Source organism: Limimonas halophila (assembly GCF_900100655.1).
GTDB lineage: Bacteria > Pseudomonadota > Alphaproteobacteria > Kiloniellales > Rhodovibrionaceae > Limimonas > Limimonas halophila.
In genome coordinates this window covers 53024-74776 of record NZ_FNCE01000005.1, presented here as the reverse complement: position 1 = coordinate 74776, position 21753 = coordinate 53024, and the positions used below count along the sequence as shown (strand labels likewise).

Sequence of the window (21753 nt, the reverse complement as noted above, 5' to 3'; positions counted from 1 at the left end):
CGCGCAGGCATGCTGAAGGCCCGCATCATCCCCTGCCTGGACGTGAAGGACGGCCGCGTCGTGAAGGGTGTCAACTTCGAGGGGCTGCGCGACGCCGGCAATCCCGTGACCCAGGCGGAGGTCTACGACGCCGCCGGGGCGGACGAGCTGTGCTTCCTCGACATCACGGCCAGCCACGAGGACCGCAACATCCTGCTGGACGCCGTGCGCCGCACCGCCGAGGCCTGTTTCATGCCGGTCACCGTGGGCGGCGGCGTGCGCACGCTGGACGACATCCGCCAGCTGCTGCTGGCCGGGGCGGACAAGGTGTCGATCAACACCGCGGCCGTGAAGAACCCCGACTTCGTGCGCGAGGCGGCGGAAAAGGTCGGCAGCCAGTGCATCGTCGTCGCCATCGACGCCAAGGCGAGCGAGACGCCCGGTCTGCCCAGCGGCTTCGAGATCTTCACCCACGGCGGGCGCCACGCCACGGGCCTCGACGCCGTCGCCTGGGCGCGCAAGATGGCGGAGCTGGGCGCGGGCGAGATCCTGCTGACCTCGATGGACCGCGACGGCACGCGCGAAGGCTACGACATCCCGCTCACCCGCGCCATCGCGGACGCGGTGAGCATCCCCGTGATCGCCTCGGGCGGCGTGGGGAACCTGGAGCACCTGGCCGAGGGCATCCGCGACGGCCACGCCAGCGCCGTGCTGGCCGCGTCCATCTTCCACTTCGGCCAGCATTCCATTGCGGAAGCGAAACAATACCTGCGGGACGCCGGCGTGCCCGCCCGCCCCGCGACGGCCAACGACGGTTGAGCACCATGACAGCGCACGACGACAGCTCCGAGTCCGCCGACACCCCGCAGCGCGCCGCGACGGAGGGCCACGTGCTGGACCGCCTGGCGGCCGTGATCGCCAGCCGCCACGGCGGCGATCCGGCCAGCTCCTACACCGCCAAGCTGTTCAGCCAGGGCCCCGAGAAGATCAGCAAGAAGCTGGGCGAAGAGGCCGTGGAGGCCGTGATCGAGGGCACCAAGGGCGACCGCGCGCGCCTGGCCGAGGAGAGCGCCGACGTGCTCTACCACATGCTGGTGCTGTGGTCGGCCCACGGGCTGGCGCCTGATACCGTCTGGCACGCGCTGGAAAAGCGCCTGGGCACCTCCGGCATCGCGGAGAAGAAGGCGCGCGACAAGCAGGCTTGAGCGGATCGGACAGTGGGCTTGGAGGCAGCGATGGCGCAGTACGACGACACCAACATCTTCGCCAAGATCATTCGCGGCGAGATTCCGTGCAACAAGGTTCACGAGGACGACCACACCCTGGCGTTCTACGACGTGAATCCGCAGACCCCGACCCACGTGCTGGTGATTCCCAAGGGCCGCTACGTGAACTCGGACGACTTCTTCAACGAAGCACCCGAGGAAGAAATCACGGCCTTCTTCCGCACGGTCGGCAAGGTGGCGCGTGAGTTGGGCGTGGCCGACAACGGCTACCGCATCCTGGCCAACGCCGGGAAGGACGCGCACCAAGAGGTGCCGCACTTCCACCTGCACATCTTCGCGGGCACGGACCTGGGCCCGATGATCACGCCGCGTGGTTAAGGCGCCCGCGGCTTTTCACACGGTTTTGAGCGCTTGCGGCGCCGTGGCCCCTTGGCGGGGCTCGCGGCGTCATGCATATCGGTTGAGCATTTTTTGAGTGCGAGCAAACAGAGGGGAGACGCTGTGAGCGTTGCCCAGACCAAGTCCCGCGCGCCGGCCAAGTTCGAGGACCCCGAATTCACGGCGGACGGTGAGCGCCGTGCGCAGGTCGATTTTCAGGCGATGCGCACGCTGTGGATCAACACCGGCACGCTCTGCAATCTCGCCTGCACCAACTGCTACATCGAGTCGAGCCCGAAGAACGACGCGCTGGTCTACATCTCGCTGCAGGAGGTCGCGCGCTACCTGGACGAGCTGGACGAGCTGGGCACCGGCCGCGAGGTCGGCTTCACGGGCGGCGAGCCCTTCATGAACCCGCAGATGACGGCGATCCTGGAGGACACCCTGCGCCGCGGCTACCGCGCGCTGGTGCTCACCAACGCCATGCGGCCCATGATGAAGCAGGGCGAGGCGCTCAAGCGCCTGAACGAGACCTACGGCGACCAGCTCGTGATCCGCGTGTCCGTGGACCACTACTCGCGCGACCTGCACGAGGAAGAGCGCGGCCACAACACCTGGGCCAAGATGGTGGACGGCCTGAAGTGGCTGGCCGACAACGGCTTTCAGCTGGACATCGCCGGGCGCACGCGCTGGGGCGAGGACGAATGCGGCCTGCGCGAGGGCTACGCGCGCCTGTTCGGCAAGCTCGGCGTGCCGGTGGACGCGCACGACCCCGAGGAGCTGCTGCTCTTCCCGGAGATGGACCCCAACGCCCACGTGCCGGAAATCACGACCGCGTGCTGGGGCAAGCTGGGCATCGACCCGTCCAGCATCATGTGCGCCAGCTCGCGCATGGTGGTGAAGCGCAAGGGTTGGGACCGTCCCGGGGTCGTGGCGTGCACCCTGATCCCCTACGACCGCGAGTTCGAATTCGGCGAGACGCTTCGCGAGTCCATGAAGCCGGTCAAGCTGAACCACATCAACTGCGCCAAGTTCTGCGTCCTCGGCGGCGGATCGTGCTCCTAGAAGGGGGATCGTTGAGCTGACATGACGGGCGCGACGCTGGAACCGGACCGCGATCTCGGCCCCCGCGACGGGGCCGTCTTCGTGTTCGGCGGTCCCGTCAGCAACCTGGAAGCCACGCGCGCGGCCCTCGCCGCCGCCGAGCAGCACGGGATCCCGCCCGAGCGCACGGTCTGCACGGGCGACGTGGTCGCCTACTGCGCCGACCCGCAGGCAACCGTGGACGCCATCCGCGAGGCGGGCGTGCACACCGTGATGGGCAACTGCGAGGAATCGCTGGGCGAGCGCGCCGACGACTGCGGCTGCAACTTCGCCGCCGGCAGCGCCTGCGACGCGCTGAGCGGGGCGTGGTACGCCCACGCGAACCGCCACCTCACCGACGATGCCCGCGCCTGGATGCGCGATCTGCCCCGCGTGCTGCGCTTCCGGGTCGGGCGCGTTCGCGTCGCCGCCGTCCACGGCTCGCCGGCGCAGATCAACGGCTGGGTGTTCGCCTCGACCGACGCGGCCGAGAAGCACGCCGCCCTGCGTGCCCTTGGCGTCGACGCGATCGTCGCCGGCCACGCCGGCATCCCCTTCGTGCACGACCTCGGCGACGGCCTCTGGGTCAACGCGGGCTCGGTGGGGATGCCGGCCAACGATGGCACGCCGCGTGGCTGGTCCGCGCTGCTGATCCCCGATGGCGACGGCGTACGCGTCGAGCTACACGCGCTCAGCTACGACCACGCGGGCGCGGCGGCGCGCATGCGCGCCGAACGCTTGCCCGAGGCCTACGCAAGCGCACTGGAAACCGGCCGCTGGCCGAGCGAGGACGTGCTGCCCGCCGCCGAGCGGGCACAGGCGGGGGTGGCGCTGCCGGCCACGCGGACGCTGCGGTGGGCGCCAATCGCCGCGGCGGCGCGGTAGCCCCGAGCCGGAACGATCCCCAGCACGAACGAGGAGGAGGAGACGGGATGGAGATGCTGATGACCTGGGCGCTGCCGGCCGCGGTGGGCGCCATCATCCTGGCCAGCTTCTTCGTCTCGCCGCGCGTGCGCTACGCCGACGGCTTCTTCAAGGGCACCGCGCCCGACGGCGTCGCGCCCGGCGTGGTCACGCTGGTGCTCTCCCAGGTCACCACCTGGGTGTTCGCGCGTTCGCTGATGAACGCGGCCATCCTGGGCTTCTACTTCGGCCTGCCGGGCACGCTGGCCTACGCCGGCTACTACCTCTCCTTCCTCACCGGCGGCGCGATCATCCACTCCCTGCGCTTCCGCCACGGCCACAGCAGCGTGCAGGGCTTCCTCAGCGCGCGCTACGGCCGGCTCGGCACTGGCTGCTACAACGTCCTCATCGCCGTGCGCCTGCTCAGCGAGGTCTTCGCCAACCTCCTCGTCGTCGGCATCATCTTCGGGCAGGCGGGAACGCTGGAATACAACCTCGCCATCGGCGCCATCGCGGTGCTGACGCTGGTGTATTCCATGCTCGGCGGGCTGCGCGCCTCGCTGCGCACCGACGTGCTGCAAATGGTGCTGCTGATCGGCGTGCTGGGCGCGCTGCTGATGCAGCTCGGCTTCGCGGGCGAGCTGGATCTGACGGGCATGCTCGCCACCACGGGCAGCGCCGACGCCGGGCCGGGCTGGGTGCTGCTGGCGGTCGCGGGGCTCCAGGTGTGGAGCTATCCCATGCACGACCCCGTGATGATGGACCGCGGCTTCCTGGCCGACCGGCGCACCACGCGGCGCAGCTTCCTCCACGCCGCCTGGCTGGGCACGCTGACGATCCTGGCCTTCGGGCTGATCGGCGTGAACGCCGGGCTGGTGAGCATGGAAGGCGAGGCCATGATGGACACCCTGGCCCGCCAGCTCGCGCCCTCGACGCTGCTGCTGTTCAACCTGGCGCTGGTGATCTCCGCCGTGTCGACGCTGGACTCCACGCTGTCCAGCGCGGCCAAGCTGACGGTCGTGGACATGGGCCTGGCCCCGCCCAAGCTGCAGAGCGGCCGGTTGTTCATGGCCGGCTTCATGGCGGGCGGCCTGCTGCTGCTGTTCGCCGGCAGCGACGACCTCTTCTCCGCCGTGGCCGTGAGCGGCACCGCCTCGATGTTCCTGGCGCCGGTGATCGTGCTGACGCTGTGGGGCGGGCTGACGGCGCCGCGCTGGAGCTACTTCACCGCCTTCGCCGCCGCGCTGACGGGCGCGGTGCTCTACTTCCTGGAGACGGCCGGGCACCTCGCCGTCATGGCCCCGGCGACCGGCCTGGAGCACAAGTACAGCCAGCTGCTGGTGATCTGCGTGGCCGTGCTGGCGATCGGCTTCGGCGCCTTCGCCGCCGGGTTGGCCGGGCCGCGGGCGCGGCGAGCGTAAACGGAAGCGTACGGGGGAGTGGGCTATCGCGCCGATGGCACCCGGGCCTCGGCGCTTGCCGTGATTGTTACGTATCGTCCTCGGGCCGGCGCAGGCGCTGGAGCGTGGTCGAGCGCGGCGGCACGCAATCCGCGGCGGCCAATTCCCAAAGCCGCTCGGCGATGCAGTCCGGCCCGATACCCTTGCAGCGCGGGCACTCGGCCTGAACGATCGCCTGCACGTCCGGGGCGAGGACGGCGAGGGCCGAGCACGGTCGCCCGGGATCGGCGGGTCGTTGGCTTGCTGCCATCGCGGTATTCCCCTTCACGGCTGTCGTCGGTCGGACAGCCTTCAACTGTTAATGCGAGTGTACCGGAACCGCGGCCGCACATCACGCGCAGCAATGCCCACCGGGGTCACGCTTCCGCGACCCCCCGGTTAGCCGATCGGGGTGGTGCGCGGACATCCGCGTTCCATATATCGGCTCGGGGCGGGCTGCCGCCAGCTGTCGAAGGGGGCAATTCGCCGCACCCCGCTTGCTCCCTCGCGCCCGCTGTCCCATAGACGTGACGCAAGGGTAGATCGCTCGCTGAGGAGAGCACGCATGCGACGGCTGGTTCCGCGGCACTGGCGCACGCTTCTGCCGATCATGGTCGTCCTGGCGGGCATGGGCACGCTCGTCTACTATGCGGCGCCGCTTTACGACATGTTCTGCCGCGTCACCGGGATCGGCGGCACCACCCAGCGCGCGGACGCCGGCACGCAGACGCAGGTGGTCGACCAAAAGGTGCGCGTGCGCTTTTCCACCCAGGTGGCCGACGACCTGCCGTGGACCGTGACGCCGCCCAAGACCGTCACCGTGCAGGTGGGCGAGCGCAACACCGTCTTCTTCGAAGCCGAGAACACCTCGAACGAGGCCATCGTCTCCCACGCGGCCTACAACGTCACCCCGCTGAAAGTCGGGGAGTACATCTCCAAGATCGAGTGCTTCTGCTTCACCGAGGAGCGCCTGAAGCCCGGCCAGCACGTGCGCATGCCGGTGCAGTTCTTCGTCTCGCCGCAGATGCTGAAGGACTCCACGACCGACGACGTGCGCCAGCTGACGCTGTCCTACACCTTCTTCCACTCCGCGAACCCCGAGGGCGCGAAGGATCTGGACCGCCTGGACACGCCGCAGACGAGCCGTCAGCCGGAAAACGGCGGCCAGCCGGATGGGGACTCGCGCGGTTGAGCGCGCCGCTGCACTTGATCGACGTTAACAATTTCTTAAGGGCGATGGCAGCAGCCTTGCAACCGTGTGGTGTGATTGTGTGCCCACGGGTGGTTCCATGGCTGCCGCCAAGACCTCCATCCGCCTCAAGCGCGAGGACGTCGCCAGCGGCCGCATTCCGCTGTCGGCGCGCTTGAAGGCGTGGTGGGAGGGCTACGACGTCTACCTGCCGGCCCCGCGCAAGCGCAAACCCGCGAAAACCGGCCACGAGGTGCGCGCGCCGGAAGCCAAGGTGCCCTGGGACGACGCGCGCATCTCGTTCGTTCAGGAACTGTGGGGCCGCGGCCTCGACCGGCCGGGGGACCGCGATCACATCGTCGGGCTGTGCGCGCCGATGGGGCTGGATTCCTCGATGAGCGTGCTCGACGCCGGCTGCGGCCTGGGCGGGGGCACGCGCGCCATCTGCCGCGCCTACGACTGCTGGATGACGGGGATCGAGCCCGATCCCCAGCTCGCCGAAGTGGCGCACACCCTGTCCGAGCGCGCCGGACTGACGCGCAAAGCCCCGGTTCACCACGAGTCGCTGGACGACCCGGACCTCAAGGCGCGCGGCTACGACCGCATCTTCGCCAAGGAAGCCTTCTTCCGCGTGGGCGACAAGCTCACGCTGCTGGACCGCCTGGAGGAAGCGCTCAAGCCCGGCGGGCAGCTGCTGTTCACCGACTACGTCGTGCAGGACAGCACGGTGCAGGAGTCGGCGCTGATCGACGCCTGGCGCCAGCGCGAGCGCACGCCGGTGACGCTCTACAGCGTGGACGACTACAAGGACGCGCTGAAGGACCGCAAGCTGAAGATTCCCATCACCGAGGACGTCACGAATCAGGTCGCGGCGACCATCCAGCACGCCTGGGCCGCCTACATGCAGAGCGCCCGGGATTCGGGGCGCATCCGCGAATTGGGCGAGCTGGTGCTGGAGGAAGCGGAGTTGTGGACGCGCCGCCTGCAAGCCTTGCAGCAGGGCGAGTTGCGGGTCTATCGCTTCCACGCGCTCAAGAAGGACGAGAACAGGATGCTGGCCGACTGGTAGGTCCGGCCGAAGCGGCGGCCCGGCGCGCCTTGACGCGGGCGCTCTATCTTGACGCGGCCGGCCCGGATGCCTAGCTTCCGCGCCTCAGCACCCGGGGGATGCCCCGGTCGTCCCGCAACACCCAACCGGATCGTGAGGCCGAGAGCGATGCGCACTGCCAACTCGCTGCGCAGCCTGAAGAAGCGCGACAAGAATTGCCGCCTCGTCAAGCGCCGCGGCCGCATCTACGTCATCAACAAGCAGAACCCCAAGTTCAAGGCGCGCCAGGGCTAAGCCCGGCACGTTGAAACGGGGCCGCGCCCGGCCGGGCGCGGGGCTTTATGCGGCGGCACGCCGGAAAGAAAACCGGGGAGCCGGGTGAATCAGCCCGGCTCCCCGTTTTCGTGTGCCCGCATCGCCCGACGAACCGCTCTCCGATTCCGGTCGCGCCAAGTCGCGCGCAGGCAAAGCCCCGCTAAACGAATGGTTTTTGTTTAAAACCACTGTCGCGCACGCTGTCGCGTGCAGGCGCTGCTTGCTGAGGTCTTCGCAAGCGGAACTTGACCGGTCTCCGCGCCGGGGGCACGCTTCCCCGAATACACCGGGCTGCATCACGCGCCCGGCCGGGAGGCTGCCATGGTCGAGATGCCGGCCCCGAATCAGGACGTGCTGAACCGCGCCGACGCCATCGCGCGCGATCTCACGGACCTGATCCCCGATCACTGCGTCATTTCCAGCGCGCAGGAGCGCCGCGCCTACGAGGCCGACGGCCTCACGGCCTACCGCCAGGCGCCGCTCGTGGTGGTGCTGCCGGAAACGACCGCGCAGGTCAGCCGCGTGCTGGCGTACTGCCACCAGCACGGCATCCGCGTGGTGCCGCGCGGCTCCGGCACCTCGCTCTCGGGCGGGGCGCTGCCGCTGGAAGACGGCGTGCTGCTGGGGCTGGGCAAGTTCAAGCAGATCCTGGACATCGATTTCGACAACCGCTGCGTGGTCGCCCAGCCCGGCGTGACCAACCTGGCCGTCACGCAGGCCGTCGAGCACGAGGGCTTTTATTACGCCCCCGATCCGTCCAGCCAGATCGCCTGCTCCATCGGCGGCAACGTCGCCGAGAACGCGGGCGGGGTGCACTGCCTGAAGTACGGGCTGACCACCAACAACGTGCTGGGCGTGGAGATGGTGCTCATCGACGGCACGGTTCTGCGCCTGGGCGGCAAGCACGGCGAGCCCGAGGGCTACGACCTGCTCGGCCTCATGGTCGGCTCCGAGGGGCTCTTGGGCGTCGTCACCGAGGTCACGGTGCGCATCCTGCCCGCGCCGGAAAGCGCGCGCGCCGTGCTGCTGGGCTTCCCCTCCGCCGAGCAGGCGGGCGACACCGTGGCCGACATCCTGGCCAACGGCATCGTGCCCGCGGGCGCGGAGATGATGGACGGCCCCGCCATCCGCGTGGCCGAGGACTTCGTCCAGGCCGGCTACCCGACCGACAGCGAAGCTCTGCTCATCGTGGAGCTGGACGGCCCAGAGGCCGAGGTGGAGGAGCTGCTGTCCCGCGTCTCGCACCTGGCGGAAAACAACGGCGCCACCTACGAGCGCGTCAGCCACGACGACGACGAGCGCGCGCGCTTCTGGGCCGGGCGCAAGGCGGCCTTCCCGGCCGTGGGCCGCATCACGCCCGACTACTACGTCATGGACGGCACCATCCCGCGCCACCGCATGGCCTCCGTGCTCACCCGCATCCGCGAGCTGAGCGAGCACTACGGGCTCGGGGTCGCCAACGTCTTCCACGCCGGCGACGGCAACCTGCACCCGCTGATCATGTACGACGCCAACGATCCCGACCAGCTGCACCGCGCGGAGGACTTCGGCGCCGACATCCTGCGCGCCTGCGTCGAGGCGGGCGGCGTGCTCACGGGCGAGCACGGCGTGGGCGTGGAAAAGCGCGACCTGATGGGCACGATGTTCAACGACACCGAGCTGAAGCTCCAGAACCGCATCAAGTGCGCCTTCGACGACCAGGGGCTGCTCAACCCGGGCAAGATGTTCCCGACCCTCCACCGCTGCGCCGAGCTGGGGCGCATGCACATCCACCACGGGCAGATGCCCTTCCCCGACCTGCCGCGGTTCTGAGGGGTGAGCGTGAGCGACGGCGATTCCGCGCCCGAAACGATCCACGCCCGCGCCGCCCGCCCGGCGGATGCGGACGAGCTGGCCGCGCTGGTGGCGGACGCGCACGGCGGCGAACGGCCGCTGGCGCTGGTGGGCGCGGGCACGAAGCAGGCGCTGGGCAAGCCGCTGCCGCCCGCGCAGCCGGTCGAGCTGTCCGCCTTCACCGGCATCGACCTCTACGAGCCGGAGGAACTCGTGCTCGCGGCGGGCGCGGCGACGCCCATGCCCGAGATCGCGGCGGCGCTGGCGGACAAGGGCCAGGAACTCGCCTTCGAGCCGCCCGACCTCGGCCCGCTGCTCGGCCACGGCCCGGATGCCGGGACGATCGGCGGCGCGCTGGCGTGCGGGCTGGCGGGGCCGCGGCGCGTGGCGGCGGGCAGCGCGCGCGATCACCTGCTGGGCGCGCACCTCGTCACCGGCACGGGCGAGCGCATCCGCGCCGGCAGCCGCGTGGTGAAGAACGTCACGGGCTACGACCTGCCCAAGCTGATGTGCGGCAGCTTCGGCACGCTCGCCGCGATGACGCAGGTGACGCTCAAGGTGCTCCCGGCGGCGGAGGCGACGCGCACGATCCTGCTGCGCGGGCTGAACGCGGAAACGGGCGTGGCGGCGCTGACGGCCGGGCTGCAATCCGCCTACGCCGTCTCGGGCGCGGCGCACATCCCGCACGCGGCGGCGAAGCGGGCGAGCGACCGGCACCTGCCGGAAACGGACACCAGCCTGACGCTCCTGCGTGTGGAGGGAGCCCCCAAGTCCGCCGTCCACCGGGCGGAAAAGCTGGCGCGCCACGTGGTCGGCGACTACGCCAAGGCCGAGATCCTCGAAGACGGACCGAGCCGCCCGCTGTGGCACGCCGTGCGCGACGTCGCGCCGCTGCTGGGCGGCGAGTGCCGTGCCGTGTGGCGGCTGGCGGTGCCGCCCAGCGAGGGCGCGCGCGTGGCGGCGAAGCTCTGCGAGCTGGATGCGAACGCGCGCTGGTACCTGGACCAGGGCGGCGGGCGCATCTGGCTGGACCTGCCCGAAGGCGAGGACGCGCGCCACCGCGAGGTCCGCGCGGCACTGGCCGGCACGAGCGGCCACGCCACGCTGATCGCCGCCGGCGAGGCGGCGCGCCGCCGGGCCCAGGTCTTCCAGCCGCAGGACGCGGGGCTGGCGGCGCTGACGCGCAAGGTGAAGGCCGCCTTCGACCCCGCCGGCATCCTCAATCCGGGCCGCATGGACGGGGCCGGCTGACGATGCAGACGCAGTTCTCCATCGCCCAGCTCGCCGATCCCGACACGAACGAGGCCAACGACATCCTGCGGAGCTGCACGCACTGCGGCTTCTGCACGGCCACCTGCCCGACCTACGTGCTGCTGGGCGACGAAAACGACAGCCCGCGCGGGCGCATCTACCTGATCAAGAACATGCTGGAGGACGGCGGCACCCCGGACGACAGGACGGTGCTCCACCTGGACCGCTGCCTCACCTGTATGTCCTGCATGACGACCTGCCCGGCGACGGTGAACTACGCCCACCTGCTGGAACACGGCCGCCACCACATCGAGCGGACCTACACGCGCCCCCTGCCCGACCGCCTGCTGCGCCGCCTGCTGGAAGAGCTGATCCCCTACCGCCGGCGCTTCCGCGCGGCGCTGCTGGGGGCCCAGGCGGCGCGGCCGGTGGCGCGCTGGCTGCCGGGGCGGCTGCGCAACCTGGCCGCAACCGCGCCCGCCAGCTTGCCCGCGCCGTCGTGGGCCGAGCGGCCGGGCGTCTACCCGGCCGAGGGCGAGCGGCGCATGCGCGTGGCGCTGCTGAGCGGGTGCGCGCAACCGGTCGTCTCCCCCGACATCCACGCGGCGACGATCCGCCTGCTGACGCGCCACGGCGTCGAGGTGGTGGTGCCGAAGGACGCTGGGTGCTGCGGCGCCATCGTCCAGCACCTGGGCCGCGACGAGGCGGCGAAGGGCCACGCGCGGCGCACGATCGCGGCCTGGGAGCGCGAATTGGACGGCGAGGGGCTGGACGCCGTCGTGTCCAACACCTCCGGCTGCGGGCCGACGATCAAGGACTACGGCTACCTCTTCCGCCACGACGAGGCCTGGAAGCACCGGGCCGAGCGCGTCAGCGCCCTCGCCCGCGACGTCACGGAAGTGCTGGCGGAGCTGGACCTTCAGGTGGACACCGCGCCGGGGCTGCGCGTGGCCTACCACGCCGCCTGCTCGCTCCAGCACGGCCAGGGAATCACGCGCACGCCCAAGCAGTTGCTGCGCGCTGCCGGCTATACCGTGACGGACGTACCGGAAGGCCACCTGTGCTGCGGCTCGGCCGGGACCTACTCGCTGCTCCAGCCGGAACTGGCGAACCAGCTTCGCGACCGCAAGGCGGGCAACATCACCCGCACCACCCCGGACGTGGTCGCCACCGGCAACGTCGGCTGCCAGACGCACCTGGACCCGGCCCTGGACGCGCCCATCGTCCACACCGTCGAGCTGCTGGACTGGGCGACGGGCGGCCCGAAGCCGCCGCGCGTGGCGGCGGCTGAATAACCCGGGGGGCCGCCGGTCGTCAGACCGGCTTGAAGTCCCGGTAGAGCGGTCGCCCGTCGGGGCGCGTCGCGGGGTCCGTCACCGTCGTGCGATACATCGCCGGCGAGCCCTCGTGGGTCAGGAAGCGGTAACAGCCCGACTTCTCCAGCAGGTCCTGCATCTCGTGGTACATCTTGGCCCGCTCCTCGGGGTCCTGGACGGTCACGGCCTTCGCGTTCAGCTCATCGAAGCGCTTGTTGCAGAACCGCTCCCAATTCCATTTGCCGACCTGCTCGCAGGTGAAGAAGGTCGTGGCGTAATAGGGGTCCGGGACCATGGAGAAGCGCTGCAGGATCAGTTGCATCTTCTTCCAGCGATCGCCCTCGCTCTCCATGCCGATGGTCCAGAACGACCCGGCGTCCTGGACATCGATCTCCAGGTTGATGCCGACGCGGGCGAGCTGGGCGTGGATGACCTCCGCCATCGTCTTGAACTTCGTCTGATTGAGCGCGTCGATCTGCAGCGTGATCCCCTCGGCGCCGGCCTTCTTCAGGTATTCGCGCGCCTTGTCGGGATCGCCTTCCGGCGGGATCAGCGCCGCGTCGCGGTGGCCGGTCAGACCGGGGGCGACGAAGCCGGTGGCGACCTCGGCCTGACCGAAGTACGCGGCGTTCAGGACCTCCGGCACGTTGATCGCCCACTGCACGGCCCGCCGGACGTTGATGTCCTGCAACTTCGGGTGCTCCTGGTTCATTCCCAGGTACACGTAATACAGGGACGGGTTTTCCTCGATCGTCGTGTTCGCCGGCGGGTCTTCCTTCAACTGCTTCAGCGAGGCCAGCGTGACGTGGGTAAAGTCGAGGTCGCCGGCCTGATAGGCGGTTTCGGCCGACTTGGTGTCGTCGATCGGCAGGATGCGGATTTCGTCGAAGCCGGGCTTCGGGCCGGTCCATTCCGGATTGCGCGTCAGCTTGACGTGCTGGCCGGGCTTCCATTCATCGAGCACGTAGGGCCCCGAGAAACACGGCGGCTCCATGCCGAAGTCGCCGCCGTTCTCCGTCGCCTCCATCACCGCCTTTTTCGAGACGATGTGGCCGCAGCCGTAGGGCAGGGTGATGTTCCACAGCGGCACGAACGGCTTGGAGAGCACGATGACGCCGGTGTACTTGTCTTCCACGTCCACGCGGTCGAGCGGGCCCCAGTCGTCCTTCACGGGGCTGTCATGCTCGATGATGCGTTCGAAGGAGAACTTCACGTCCTCGGCGGTCATCTCGCCGTAGCCGCCGGTGAACATGATACCTTCGCGCAGCTTGAAGCGGATGTGGGTGTCGTCCACCTGCTCGATGGACTCCGCCGCCTGGAGCTGCCAGTCCCACGCGTCGCCCGGCTTGTACTCGATCAGCTTCGAGTAGATGCAGTTCATCACATCGACGTTGTAGGCGTTCTGATAGAAGCCGGGGTCGAGCTTGTTGATGTCCGAATAGGCGCGTGCGACCAGCACCTTCCCCTCGGCCGCCCAGACCGCCCGCGACAGCGGCATGCCGTTCGCCACGACACCGGCGCCGAGCGCGGCGGCGCCCTGCATGAAGCGGCGCCGGTTCACCGGCATATCCGATTGGCGTGGATGATCCGTCATGCGCGTCCTCCCTTGCATCCGCCCACCATCCTGGCGGGGTCGGCGTTTTTGTGTCGCACGCAAACCGGCACACGACGTTGCCGGATGCCGTTAACCCGCCGATGGTGGACTCCGGGAGGGGTGTGGAGCAAGGCACGGGCCGCACGTGCGGCATGCGGTCAGTCTTCCAGCAGATAGCCCTGACGATGCGCCAGCGGCGTGCGACCGGCGATCTTGGCGATCGCGTCGCCGCGCGCAGCCTGGCGGTGCAGCCGCCGGGTCAGAACGATGCCGTCGGTGCGGGCGTGGACAACCGCTCGCTGCCGCGCGGTGGGGCCGGCGTCGAGCGGGACCAGTTCGGCAATGGGATCGCCGCCGCGAACCTGCTGCCCGAGTTCGGCGCGGTAGATCACGGCGCCCGTGGCCGGCGCGCGCAGGATGTCGCAGGCGTCCAAGCCGGTCGGCTCGCAACGTGGTTGCGGCGCGGGGCCCGGGTCGCCCGCCAGATGGCCGCGGCGCTGAAGGGCCCGCACCAGCGCCCGTGCGTCGCGCTTGGCCAGCCCGTCGTCCACGTCGGCGAAGCCGCGCAGCTCCACCGTGGCGGCCACGCACCCCTGCGGGATCGGCAGGTCCGGATGCGCCGCGCCCAGCCGGGTCCAGGCTGCCGACAGCGTCTCGGAGAAGGTGCTTCCGCCCGTCACCCCGGCCGTCAGCACCGCGGCGCAGTCGAGCTCGCCGGCCAGGTCGGCGGCCGCCGGCCAGAGCTCCGGCAGGATGAAGAGGTGCAGCAGCCCCGCGTCGTCGCAGTGCAGATCGAGCGCGAGATCGGCGTCGCAGGCTTCGCGGGCGAGCACGCGGTGCAGGGCGTCGATTTCGCGTTCGGGCTGTTGGGCGTCGAGCGCCGCGCGCATGGCCGAACGCAGTTCCGCGAGGTTGGCCCGCGCGTCGTCGCCGAGCCGGTCGCCCGCGCCGGCCGCGGCGGCGGCAAGGTCGGGCCAGCCGCGGTTGAAGTTCTGGCCGCTGGCAAGGTCCTGCCGCGCCGGCGAGGCGCCGGTCACACGCTGCGCCAGGCCGAGCGGATTGGCGCACGGCACCACGACGACCTGCCCGGCGATCCGGCCGGCCTCCTGCGCGGCGTCGAGTTCCGCCAGCAGATGCCGGGCGACCAGATAGCCCGGGGTTTCGTCGGCGTGCACCCCGGCCTGGATGTAGGCCTTGGGGCGTGCGTCCGGATCGCCGTACCGCACCATGCGAACCGTGCGGCTGGTTCCCGGCGTTTCCACATCCAGCGGCACATCGATCGGTTCGCCGCCCATGCGCGCAGCCTCTCCCCGCCCTGTCCCGCACAGGCACGCCCGACAGCGTGTCGAAGCGTGTGAATTGACCGTAGGGCACCGGGGTGTTGAGCGGCAACCCGCGCCCACGCAGGCGGCGAACGTGCCGGGTGCCCGCCGCCCGACCGACCCGCGCTGGCGAGCTTCGGGCTACATCGCCATGTCGTACTCGTCTTCGTGGTGGTGGCCCTTGCTCCGGGGCTTTTCGGAGACCATGGCCTCGGTGGTGATGATGAGGCCGGCGACGGAGGCTGCGTCCTGAAGCGCGGTCTTCACCACCTTCAGCGGGTCGATGATGCCGGCCGAGCGCAAGTCGCCGTAGCTGTTGGTGGCGGCGTCAAAGCCCCAGTTCGGGTCGCCCGTGTCCAGCACCTTCCCCGCCACGATCGAGGGCTCGACGCCCGCGTTCGCGGCGATCTGGCGCAGCGGCGCCTGGAGCGCGCGGCGCACGATGTCCACGCCCACCTGCTGGTCGCGGTTGAGCGCCGTCACGCCGTCGAGCGCGCGCGCGGCGATGGCGAGCGCGGTGCCGCCGCCGGTGACGATGCCGTCCGTGACCGCGGCCCGGGCGGCGTTCACGGCGTCGTCCACGCGGTCGCGCTTTTCCTTGGTCTCGAACTCCGTGGCCCCGCCCACCTTGATGACGGCCACGCCGCCGGTCAGGCGCGCCAGGCGCTCCTGCAGCTTTTCTTTGTCGTACTCGGAGTCCGTCTCGGCGATCTGGGCGCGGATCTGCTTGCCGCGGTCCTGAATGGCCTCCGAGGTGCCGCGGCCGTCGATGACGGTGGTGGTATCCTTGGTGATGCGCACGAGGCGCGCGCGGCCCAGCATGTCCAGCGTGGCGTTCTCCACCTTGTTGCCCAGCTCGCCGCCGACGACCTCGCCGCCCGTGACGACCGCGAGATCGCCCAGCATGGCCGTGCGGCGCTCGCCGAAGCCGGGGGCCTTCACCGCCGCCACGCGCAGGCCGCCGCGCAGGCGGTTGACCACCAGCGCCGTGAGGGCCTCGCCAGAGACGTCCTCGGCCACGATGACGAGCGCGCTGCCGTTGCGCGCGACGCTTTCCAAAAGCGGCAGGAGGTCCTGCAGATTGTCCAGCTTGCCGTCGTGGATCAGGATGTAGGGGTCCTCGAACTCGGCCTGCATGCGCTCGCCGTCGGTGACGAAGTAGGGCGAGAGGTAGCCGCGGTCGAAACGCAGCCCCTCCACGAGGTCCAGCTCGGTCTCCTGGCCGGCGGCCTCCTCCACGGTGATCGTGCCGTGCTCGCCCGCCTTCTCCACGGCGTCGGCGACCAGTTCGCCGATGGCCCGCTCGCCGTTGGCGGCGATCGTGGCGACCTGGGCGATGCGCCCGCGCTCGCTGGTGCGCTCGGCCTGCGCGTCCAGCTCGGCGGCGACGGCCGTGACCGCCTGCTCGATGCCGCGCTTGACCTCCATCGGCCCCATGCCGGCGCTGACGGCCTTGGCGCCCTCGCGCACGATGGCCTGGGCCAGCACGGTGGCCGTGGTGGTGCCGTCGCCGGCGATGTCGTTGGTCTTCTGCGCGGCTTGGCGCACGAGCTGCGCGCCCATGTTCTCGAAGCGGTCCTTCAGCTCGACCTCGCGCGCGACCGTGACGCCGTCCTTGGTCGAGCGCGGCGCGCCGTAGCCGCGGGTGAAGGCGACGTTGCGGCCCTTGGGCCCCAGCGTCACACGGACGGCGTTGGCGAGGGTGTCGACACCGCGCAGGAGCCGGTCGCGGGCATCCTGGCCGAAAACGAGCTGCTTGGCGGTCATCGTCGCTTCGATCCTTCGTCGGGCGCGTCCACACGCGGCGGACGCCGGTTGCACCAAGGTTGTTCACCTTTTGTTTTATCGCTCGGGTGACGGTCCGAAGGCCTCGGACCGTCGAAAGACCGGGACGCCCGTTCGCCGCCATCGGCGGCGGGGGCCGCGCGCCGGACGGCGCGGCGGCCCCGACCGGGCGTTACGCGGCCTTCTGGGCGCCCTCGCCCTTGGTGAGGATGCCCAGGACGTCGTTCTCTCGCAGGATGGTGTAGTCCTTGCCGTCGAGCTTGACGTCGGTGCCCGCGTACTTGCCGATCAGCACGCGCTGGCCGACCTCGACGTCGACGGACAGCCGGTTGCCGTTCTCGTCCTTCGCGCCGGCGCCCACCGCGACGACCTCGGCCTCCATCGGCTTTTCCTTGGCTGTGTCGGGGATGATGATGCCGCCCGAGGTCTGCTCCTCCTGCTCAACGCGCTCGACCAGGATGCGGTCGTGCAACGGACGGAATGTCATGGCGATCCTCCACCTCGTTGGATGCGGGTCGTTTGGGTCTGCTTCCCGAGGTCGTCCTGTTTCGGCTCGCGTGCCCGATGTTCCACCGCCGGGCTGCGGCGCGGGCCGCACGGCGTGCCGTGCACCGCCCGCGCCCGGCGGGCGGCCGCGCCGCGTTTTAGCACTCTCTCGCCGAGAGCGCCAACGCCGCGGCGCCCAGGAAATGGGGAGGCGCGCGCGCCGGTTCAACCCTCTTCCCGGCGCGCCGCCACGGGCCGAACGGGTTTTTGCGAACGCGACGGTGCCACGGGCGCGCGGCGGGCGGAATTGCCCGTCGGGGGCGCGCACCCCTCCGGCCGGGATACGCCGCGCGAACGCCGCGGCGTTTTGGCAGCACCCGCGCGGCGCGGCTGCCAAGCCTCTGATATGGCCGGATTTTCTTGCCGGGCGCGAACAAGCGTGCAACGCTGGAGGGGTGAACGGGCCAGCTCGTTGTGCGAACGGGCACGCCGGCCCGAACCGTCCAGGAGGTGATGGACGCCATGACCCCGCGTTGCACGATCGGCGGTTACCGCCTGACGACGGCGGAGATCGTCTACCACCTGCCCGACCATCCGGACCTGCTCCAGACCTTCGTCTGGCAGGACTACGACCTGATTCCCAAGCTGCCCGTGCTGACGCACTTCCTCGACTTCTGGCGCCACAACATCGACGGCGCGCTGCATTCCGTGCGCGTGTGCACCGCGCCGGACGGAGCGGCGGGCGGCTACCGCAACGTCGTCTGGGAGGGGCGGCTGCACTGATCGCCCGGACGGCGGTCAAGCGAACCCGTCGTTGCCGCCGTCCGTGACGAGGGCGGAAACGTCGGTCGCGTCCAGCTCGGCGGCCTCGGCGTCGAAGCCGGGCTGGACGACCTCGCCGCCGAGCCGGATCTCGCCATCGGCTAGGCGCGCCGTGGCCGTGCCGTCGGCGAAGGCGACCTCGACGGCCGCGTTGAGCGCGATTTCCGCTTCCGCCCCGGCGCTGTCGATCTCCAGCACGTTGCCCGAGGCGTCCAGCTCGGCATCCGCCAGGGCACCCGGCAGCGCGACGCGGTCGCCCGCGTTGGCCGCGAAGGCCACGGCGCCGTCGTCGCCCGAGACCTCCAGCGTCTCCGCCGCCGCCGTGCCGACGACGCGGCCGGGGTAGGCAATCTCCAGCCGCTGTCCGGTGCCGTCGAGCACCGTCAGGTTCTCCGGCACCACGTCCGGGCCCGGCACCACCCGGCCCGGCTGGCCGGGGCCGAGCGTCACGTCGTCGGGATCGAACGCGGCCCCGACCGCCTCCCCGCCCAGCGTGACCGTCGGGGGCGCACTCGCCGTGTCCAGCCCGGCCGTGGCGACGCCGTCGGCGAAGCCGATCTCCACCTCGCCGTTGAGGAAGATGGTCGCGCGCGTGCCGTCCTCGGGCCGGGAGAGCACGAGCGCGGTTCCCGTCTGCGCCACCTCGTAGCTGCCGAGCGGCCCCGGCAGCGCCACGCCGTCGTCGGTCCCGGCCGCCCAGGTGACGTCCGCGCCGCTTTCCAGCGTCACGCGCTCGCCCGCCGCCGTGCCCCGGACCTCGGCGCGGAAGGGGACTGTCAACGCCTGCGGCGTGCCGTCGAGGATGGTCAGGTTGCGCTCGGCGGCGACGGGCTCGACGCGGACGGTGGCCGTGTCGCTGGCGCCCGCCGGGTCGGTCACGGTGTAGGTGAAGCTGTCGCCCGCGCCGGCATCCGCGCCCGGCGTGTAGGTCAGCGTGCCGTCCGCGCCGACCGTGGCCGTGCCGTTGGCCGGCGCTTCGCCGATGGCAAAGCCGAGAGCATCGCCGTCATCGTCCGGGTCGGTGACGCGCTCGCCGAGATCCGCGCGCAGCGTGCCCCCCGGCGCGCCGGTCAGGCGCGCGTCCGTGGCGTTCGGCAGGGCGTTGGCATCGGGCGCGGGCACGTCGCGGCTGTCCGCGAGCGTGGCGACGAACAGCCGGTCGCCGCCACCCGCCTCCGGCGAGCGCGTGAAGACGGCCGTTTCGCCGTCGGCGGAAATGGCGGCGGTCCCGGCGTCGGGGGCGTCCGGTCCCGGCGGCGGGGCGACGGCGTCGATGTCGGGGTTCTCGAAGTCGCGCACGAAGACGTCGTCGGCCGCATTGCCGTCACCGGCGACGAGGTTCGTGGCCTCGCTCGTGAAGACCGCGCGCTCGCCGTCCTCGGAAAGCGAGATTCCCCCGGTGTTGAAGTTTGCCTCAGTGCCGTCCGGCCGCGCGGCGATGGCGGTGGTTTCGCCGGTCTCGACGTCGATCAGCGTGGTGCTGACGACGCGGCTGAGCGCGATCGTGCTCGCGTCGGGCGACAGGCTCAGGCTCGGCGGTAGGATGCCGTTCACCGGCACGTCCGGGCCGAACCGCTGGCTCGTCCCGTCCGCGCGGTCGTGGAGCACCACGCTGCCCTGCCCCTCGGGTCCCGAGCCGTCGAGGTAGGCGACGAAGCGCCCGTCGGCGCCGATGTCGAGCACGCGATCCGGCGCGAGCGGATCGCCGATGCCCTCGCTGATGCGGGTGAGCGTGCCGTCGCCCGTGTCGCGGACGAAGATGTCGGCCTCGCCGTTGGCGTCGCCGGGCACGAGATTGTCGGCCGCGCTGACGAAGGCCACGGCCGCGCCGCCGTCCGCCACCGCCGGGGCGCGCGCGGGCGCGCCGGCCTGCGCGCCATCCGGCCCGACGCTGGCCCGCTCCAGGTCGCCCGTGCCCAGATCCTTGAGGAAGACGTCCGCGAGGCCGTTCGTGTCGCCCTCGACGAGGTTGCCGGCCGTCGAGGTGAAGGCGAGCGCCTCGCCGTCGGGGCTGAGGTCGAACGCGCCGATGCCGGTCTCCGGCGCGGCGCCGTCGTCGGTTTCGCTCACCCGCTGAACCGAGCCGTCGGCGGTGTCGAGCACGAAGGCGTCGCGGGCATTGTTGGCGTCCTCGGGAACGAGGTCCGAGGCGGTGGCGGAAAACGCGATCACCTCGCCGTCCTCGCCCACGGCCACGTCGCCGATCGTGCCGGCATCGACGCCCGTGTCCGCGACTCCGCGCACGCTGACGCCGTCCTCGGGCTCGATATCCACGGCCACGCGGCTGCTGGCGGTCAGGCCGTCGGCGTCTTCCACGGTGTAGGTGATCGTGGCGGGGCCGCCCGCATCCCGGTCGGGAGCGATTTCCAGGCGGTCGCCGGGGGTCACATCGACATCGACCTTGCCGTCGGTCACGGCCGCCTCCGCGATCTCCAGCCCCGCGCCGTCGGGATCGCGGTCGTTGGCGAGCACATCCAGCGTCAGGGACTGGTCGCTGCGCAGCCTGGCCTGGTCGGGCACGGGCTCGGGGACGCGCTCGGCCGGGAACGCGGGTTCGTCCAGGCGCACGCGGTAGACGTCGAGGGCGCTGTCGGCGTCGCCGGGGCGCAGGTTCGTGGCGCGGCTTTCGAACACCACGACCTCGCCGTCGGCGGAAATCTCGGGATCGCGCGAGGCCCCGTCGCCGCCCGCGCCGTCGGGCGTTTCGCTGACGCGCGTGATCTCGTCGGTGACGCGGTCGTAGACGAAGACGTCGCGCACGCCGTTGGCGTCGCCGGGCACGAGGTCGTCGCTGGCGCTGGAAAAGGCGACGCGGCGGCCGTCGGCGTCGATGGACAGCGCGGGCGTTTCGCCGCCAGCAATCCGCCCGGCGGGCGCGATGACCTCGATCCGGTCCGTGGCACGGTCCTGCAGCACGATCTCCGCGCCCTCGCCGGGCTCGCGGACATAGGCGACGTGCCGCCCGTCCGCCGAGACGGCGGCGCCCCTCGTGTCCGTGGGCGTCAGAATCGCCGTCTCGTCCAGCCCGCCGAAGCCGTCGAGGCGTTCGCCGAGGCCGCTGGCGCGGTCGGTGAGCACGGTGTTGGCGGTGGCGGTGACGAGGTCGCTCGACGCGGGACCGTCGAACGCCTGCGTGACCGCGAAGAGCCGTCCGTCGGGTGTGAGCGCGATGCCGCTGTCCGCCAGGACGGGGTCGGGCTGGCGCGTGTCCGCTGTGCCGGCCGCGCGGTCGGCGAGCGTGATCGTGCCGCCGCGCGCGAAGGCGACCAGCCCGCCGTCGGCCTTGATCGCCGGGCGCAGGTTGTCGGGATCCCCGCCCTGTGGGTCGAGGTCGCCGCCGGGCACGCGCACCGCGCCGCCGTCATCCAGGTCGAGCGCGAACACCTCGTCGCGCTGTTCGCCGTCGTTGGGCGTGAGATCCTCGGCCACGAAGGCGACCGTGCCGCCGTCGTCGCTGATGACCGGGTTGATCGAGGCGTCGTTGGCCGGCCCGGCCGGGTCCTCGCTGACGCGCTGCACGGCGCCGGTGGCGGGCGTCTTCACGAAGACATCGCGCGTTCGGTCGAAGGCGTCCGGCTCGAAGGCCTGGTCCGCGCTCTGGAAAGCGACGCGGCGGCCGTCGCCGCTGACGCTGGGGTTCTCGCCGCCGGCGGCCTGCGTGCTCCCGGCGGGCGTGGAGATGAGCGTGAGGCTGCGGATGACCGGCACGGCATCCTCGCGGTTCGCGTGCACGCCCCGAAGCCTACGCGCGCCGTGCGCCGCCGCTCAATCCGCCGCGGGCGGG

General features: G+C 71.1%; 19 protein-coding genes. 13 read left to right on the top strand and 6 right to left on the bottom strand.

All coding sequences use genetic code 11. The annotated features are described in order from the left end of the window. Nucleotides 1-9 precede the first annotated feature (9 nt). The 6 genes from hisF to BLQ43_RS08195 all read left to right on the top strand — a co-directional run bounded on the left by hisF (nucleotide 10) and on the right by BLQ43_RS08195 (nucleotide 4990). The gene (hisF, locus tag BLQ43_RS08220) at nucleotides 10-798 is read left to right on the top strand and encodes an imidazole glycerol phosphate synthase subunit HisF (RefSeq protein WP_090019659.1); all 789 of its coding nucleotides are present in this window, start codon (nucleotides 10-12) and stop codon (nucleotides 796-798) included. A gap of 5 nt (nucleotides 799-803) precedes the next feature. Further along, nucleotides 804-1184, top strand: a complete 381-nt coding sequence (locus BLQ43_RS08215) for a phosphoribosyl-ATP diphosphatase (RefSeq protein WP_090019658.1) — start codon at nucleotides 804-806, stop codon at nucleotides 1182-1184. Between the two features lie 30 nt (nucleotides 1185-1214). Continuing rightward, nucleotides 1215-1583: a histidine triad nucleotide-binding protein gene (locus BLQ43_RS08210; RefSeq protein WP_090019657.1), complete on the top strand. Its 369-nt coding sequence runs from the start codon at nucleotides 1215-1217 to the stop codon at nucleotides 1581-1583. Nucleotides 1584-1706: 123 nt separating this feature from the next. Continuing rightward, complete coding sequence (locus tag BLQ43_RS08205; protein ID WP_245659514.1) at nucleotides 1707-2648, top strand: radical SAM protein; 942 nt, start codon at nucleotides 1707-1709, stop codon at nucleotides 2646-2648. A gap of 21 nt (nucleotides 2649-2669) precedes the next feature. After that, nucleotides 2670-3551, top strand: coding sequence for a metallophosphoesterase family protein (locus BLQ43_RS08200; protein WP_090019656.1), 882 nt, complete (start codon nucleotides 2670-2672; stop codon nucleotides 3549-3551). A 47-nt stretch (nucleotides 3552-3598) separates the two neighbouring features. Next, complete coding sequence (locus tag BLQ43_RS08195; RefSeq protein WP_218119160.1) at nucleotides 3599-4990, top strand: SLC5/6 family protein; 1392 nt, start codon at nucleotides 3599-3601, stop codon at nucleotides 4988-4990. Nucleotides 4991-5057: 67 nt separating this feature from the next. On the opposite strand, the gene BLQ43_RS14365 is transcribed toward BLQ43_RS08195, so the two are convergent. Next, complete coding sequence (locus tag BLQ43_RS14365) at nucleotides 5058-5279, bottom strand: hypothetical protein (protein WP_143006203.1); 222 nt, start codon at nucleotides 5277-5279, stop codon at nucleotides 5058-5060. Nucleotides 5280-5573: 294 nt separating this feature from the next. Between BLQ43_RS14365 and BLQ43_RS08190 the strand changes: the two genes are divergently transcribed. The 6 genes from BLQ43_RS08190 (at nucleotide 5574) to glcF (ending at nucleotide 11939) form a co-directional block, all read left to right on the top strand. Beyond that, the gene (locus BLQ43_RS08190; protein ID WP_090019655.1) at nucleotides 5574-6200 is read left to right on the top strand and encodes a cytochrome c oxidase assembly protein; all 627 of its coding nucleotides are present in this window, start codon (nucleotides 5574-5576) and stop codon (nucleotides 6198-6200) included. A 97-nt stretch (nucleotides 6201-6297) separates the two neighbouring features. Continuing rightward, nucleotides 6298-7266: a class I SAM-dependent methyltransferase gene (locus tag BLQ43_RS08185; protein WP_090019654.1), complete on the top strand. Its 969-nt coding sequence runs from the start codon at nucleotides 6298-6300 to the stop codon at nucleotides 7264-7266. Between the two features lie 147 nt (nucleotides 7267-7413). Next, the gene (gene ykgO, locus BLQ43_RS08180) at nucleotides 7414-7539 is read left to right on the top strand and encodes a type B 50S ribosomal protein L36 (protein ID WP_090019653.1); all 126 of its coding nucleotides are present in this window, start codon (nucleotides 7414-7416) and stop codon (nucleotides 7537-7539) included. 351 nt (nucleotides 7540-7890) lie between these two features. Then, the gene (locus BLQ43_RS08175) at nucleotides 7891-9372 is read left to right on the top strand and encodes an FAD-linked oxidase C-terminal domain-containing protein (RefSeq protein ID WP_090019881.1); all 1482 of its coding nucleotides are present in this window, start codon (nucleotides 7891-7893) and stop codon (nucleotides 9370-9372) included. Nucleotides 9373-9381: 9 nt separating this feature from the next. Continuing rightward, the gene (locus BLQ43_RS08170) at nucleotides 9382-10644 is read left to right on the top strand and encodes an FAD-binding protein (RefSeq protein WP_176758586.1); all 1263 of its coding nucleotides are present in this window, start codon (nucleotides 9382-9384) and stop codon (nucleotides 10642-10644) included. A gap of 2 nt (nucleotides 10645-10646) precedes the next feature. Beyond that, the gene (gene glcF / locus BLQ43_RS08165; protein WP_090019651.1) at nucleotides 10647-11939 is read left to right on the top strand and encodes a glycolate oxidase subunit GlcF; all 1293 of its coding nucleotides are present in this window, start codon (nucleotides 10647-10649) and stop codon (nucleotides 11937-11939) included. A gap of 19 nt (nucleotides 11940-11958) precedes the next feature. Here the strand turns inward: glcF and BLQ43_RS08160 are convergent, their stop codons facing one another. The 4 genes from BLQ43_RS08160 to BLQ43_RS08145 form a co-directional block, all read right to left on the bottom strand. Then, nucleotides 11959-13554, bottom strand: coding sequence for an ABC transporter substrate-binding protein (locus tag BLQ43_RS08160; protein ID WP_090019650.1), 1596 nt, complete (start codon nucleotides 13552-13554; stop codon nucleotides 11959-11961). Between the two features lie 158 nt (nucleotides 13555-13712). Then, a complete protein-coding gene (locus BLQ43_RS08155) occupies nucleotides 13713-14849 on the bottom strand; it encodes a succinylglutamate desuccinylase/aspartoacylase family protein (RefSeq protein WP_090019649.1) in 1137 nt (378 codons plus the stop codon). 168 nt (nucleotides 14850-15017) lie between these two features. Beyond that, on the bottom strand, nucleotides 15018-16643 hold the full coding sequence (gene groL, locus BLQ43_RS08150; protein ID WP_090019648.1) for a chaperonin GroEL: 1626 nt from the start codon (nucleotides 16641-16643) through the stop codon (nucleotides 15018-15020). Nucleotides 16644-16833: 190 nt separating this feature from the next. Further along, the gene (locus BLQ43_RS08145) at nucleotides 16834-17148 is read right to left on the bottom strand and encodes a co-chaperone GroES (RefSeq protein WP_090019647.1); all 315 of its coding nucleotides are present in this window, start codon (nucleotides 17146-17148) and stop codon (nucleotides 16834-16836) included. Between the two features lie 521 nt (nucleotides 17149-17669). Here BLQ43_RS08145 and BLQ43_RS08140 point away from each other — a divergent pair. Continuing rightward, nucleotides 17670-17930 (top strand): Usg family protein, encoded by a 261-nt coding sequence (locus BLQ43_RS08140; RefSeq protein ID WP_090019879.1) that lies wholly within the window; start codon nucleotides 17670-17672, stop codon nucleotides 17928-17930. 15 nt (nucleotides 17931-17945) lie between these two features. Here the strand turns inward: BLQ43_RS08140 and BLQ43_RS08135 are convergent, their stop codons facing one another. Beyond that, nucleotides 17946-21701 (bottom strand): Ig-like domain-containing protein, encoded by a 3756-nt coding sequence (locus BLQ43_RS08135; protein ID WP_090019646.1) that lies wholly within the window; start codon nucleotides 21699-21701, stop codon nucleotides 17946-17948. Between the last annotated feature and the right edge of the window lie 52 nt (nucleotides 21702-21753).

Bases quoted from the DNA above. Each gene is read 5' to 3' on its own strand.
- BLQ43_RS08190 (WP_090019655.1), top strand. From the start codon at position 5,574: ATGCGACGGCTGGTTCCGCGGCACTGGCGCACGCTTCTGCCGATCATG.
- BLQ43_RS08155 (WP_090019649.1), bottom strand. From the start codon at position 14,849: ATGGGCGGCGAACCGATCGATGTGCCGCTGGATGTGGAAACGCCGGGA.
- glcF (WP_090019651.1), top strand. From the start codon at position 10,647: ATGCAGACGCAGTTCTCCATCGCCCAGCTCGCCGATCCCGACACGAAC.
- BLQ43_RS08185 (WP_090019654.1), top strand. From the start codon at position 6,298: ATGGCTGCCGCCAAGACCTCCATCCGCCTCAAGCGCGAGGACGTCGCC.
- groL (WP_090019648.1), bottom strand. From the start codon at position 16,643: ATGACCGCCAAGCAGCTCGTTTTCGGCCAGGATGCCCGCGACCGGCTC.
- BLQ43_RS08160 (WP_090019650.1), bottom strand. From the start codon at position 13,554: ATGACGGATCATCCACGCCAATCGGATATGCCGGTGAACCGGCGCCGC.
- BLQ43_RS14365 (WP_143006203.1), bottom strand. From the start codon at position 5,279: ATGGCAGCAAGCCAACGACCCGCCGATCCCGGGCGACCGTGCTCGGCC.
- BLQ43_RS08210 (WP_090019657.1), top strand. From the start codon at position 1,215: ATGGCGCAGTACGACGACACCAACATCTTCGCCAAGATCATTCGCGGC.
- BLQ43_RS08195 (WP_218119160.1), top strand. From the start codon at position 3,599: ATGGAGATGCTGATGACCTGGGCGCTGCCGGCCGCGGTGGGCGCCATC.
- BLQ43_RS08145 (WP_090019647.1), bottom strand. From the start codon at position 17,148: ATGACATTCCGTCCGTTGCACGACCGCATCCTGGTCGAGCGCGTTGAG.
- hisF (WP_090019659.1), top strand. From the start codon at position 10: ATGCTGAAGGCCCGCATCATCCCCTGCCTGGACGTGAAGGACGGCCGC.
- BLQ43_RS08175 (WP_090019881.1), top strand. From the start codon at position 7,891: ATGCCGGCCCCGAATCAGGACGTGCTGAACCGCGCCGACGCCATCGCG.
- ykgO (WP_090019653.1), top strand. From the start codon at position 7,414: ATGCGCACTGCCAACTCGCTGCGCAGCCTGAAGAAGCGCGACAAGAAT.
- BLQ43_RS08200 (WP_090019656.1), top strand. From the start codon at position 2,670: ATGACGGGCGCGACGCTGGAACCGGACCGCGATCTCGGCCCCCGCGAC.
- BLQ43_RS08215 (WP_090019658.1), top strand. From the start codon at position 804: ATGACAGCGCACGACGACAGCTCCGAGTCCGCCGACACCCCGCAGCGC.
- BLQ43_RS08140 (WP_090019879.1), top strand. From the start codon at position 17,670: ATGACCCCGCGTTGCACGATCGGCGGTTACCGCCTGACGACGGCGGAG.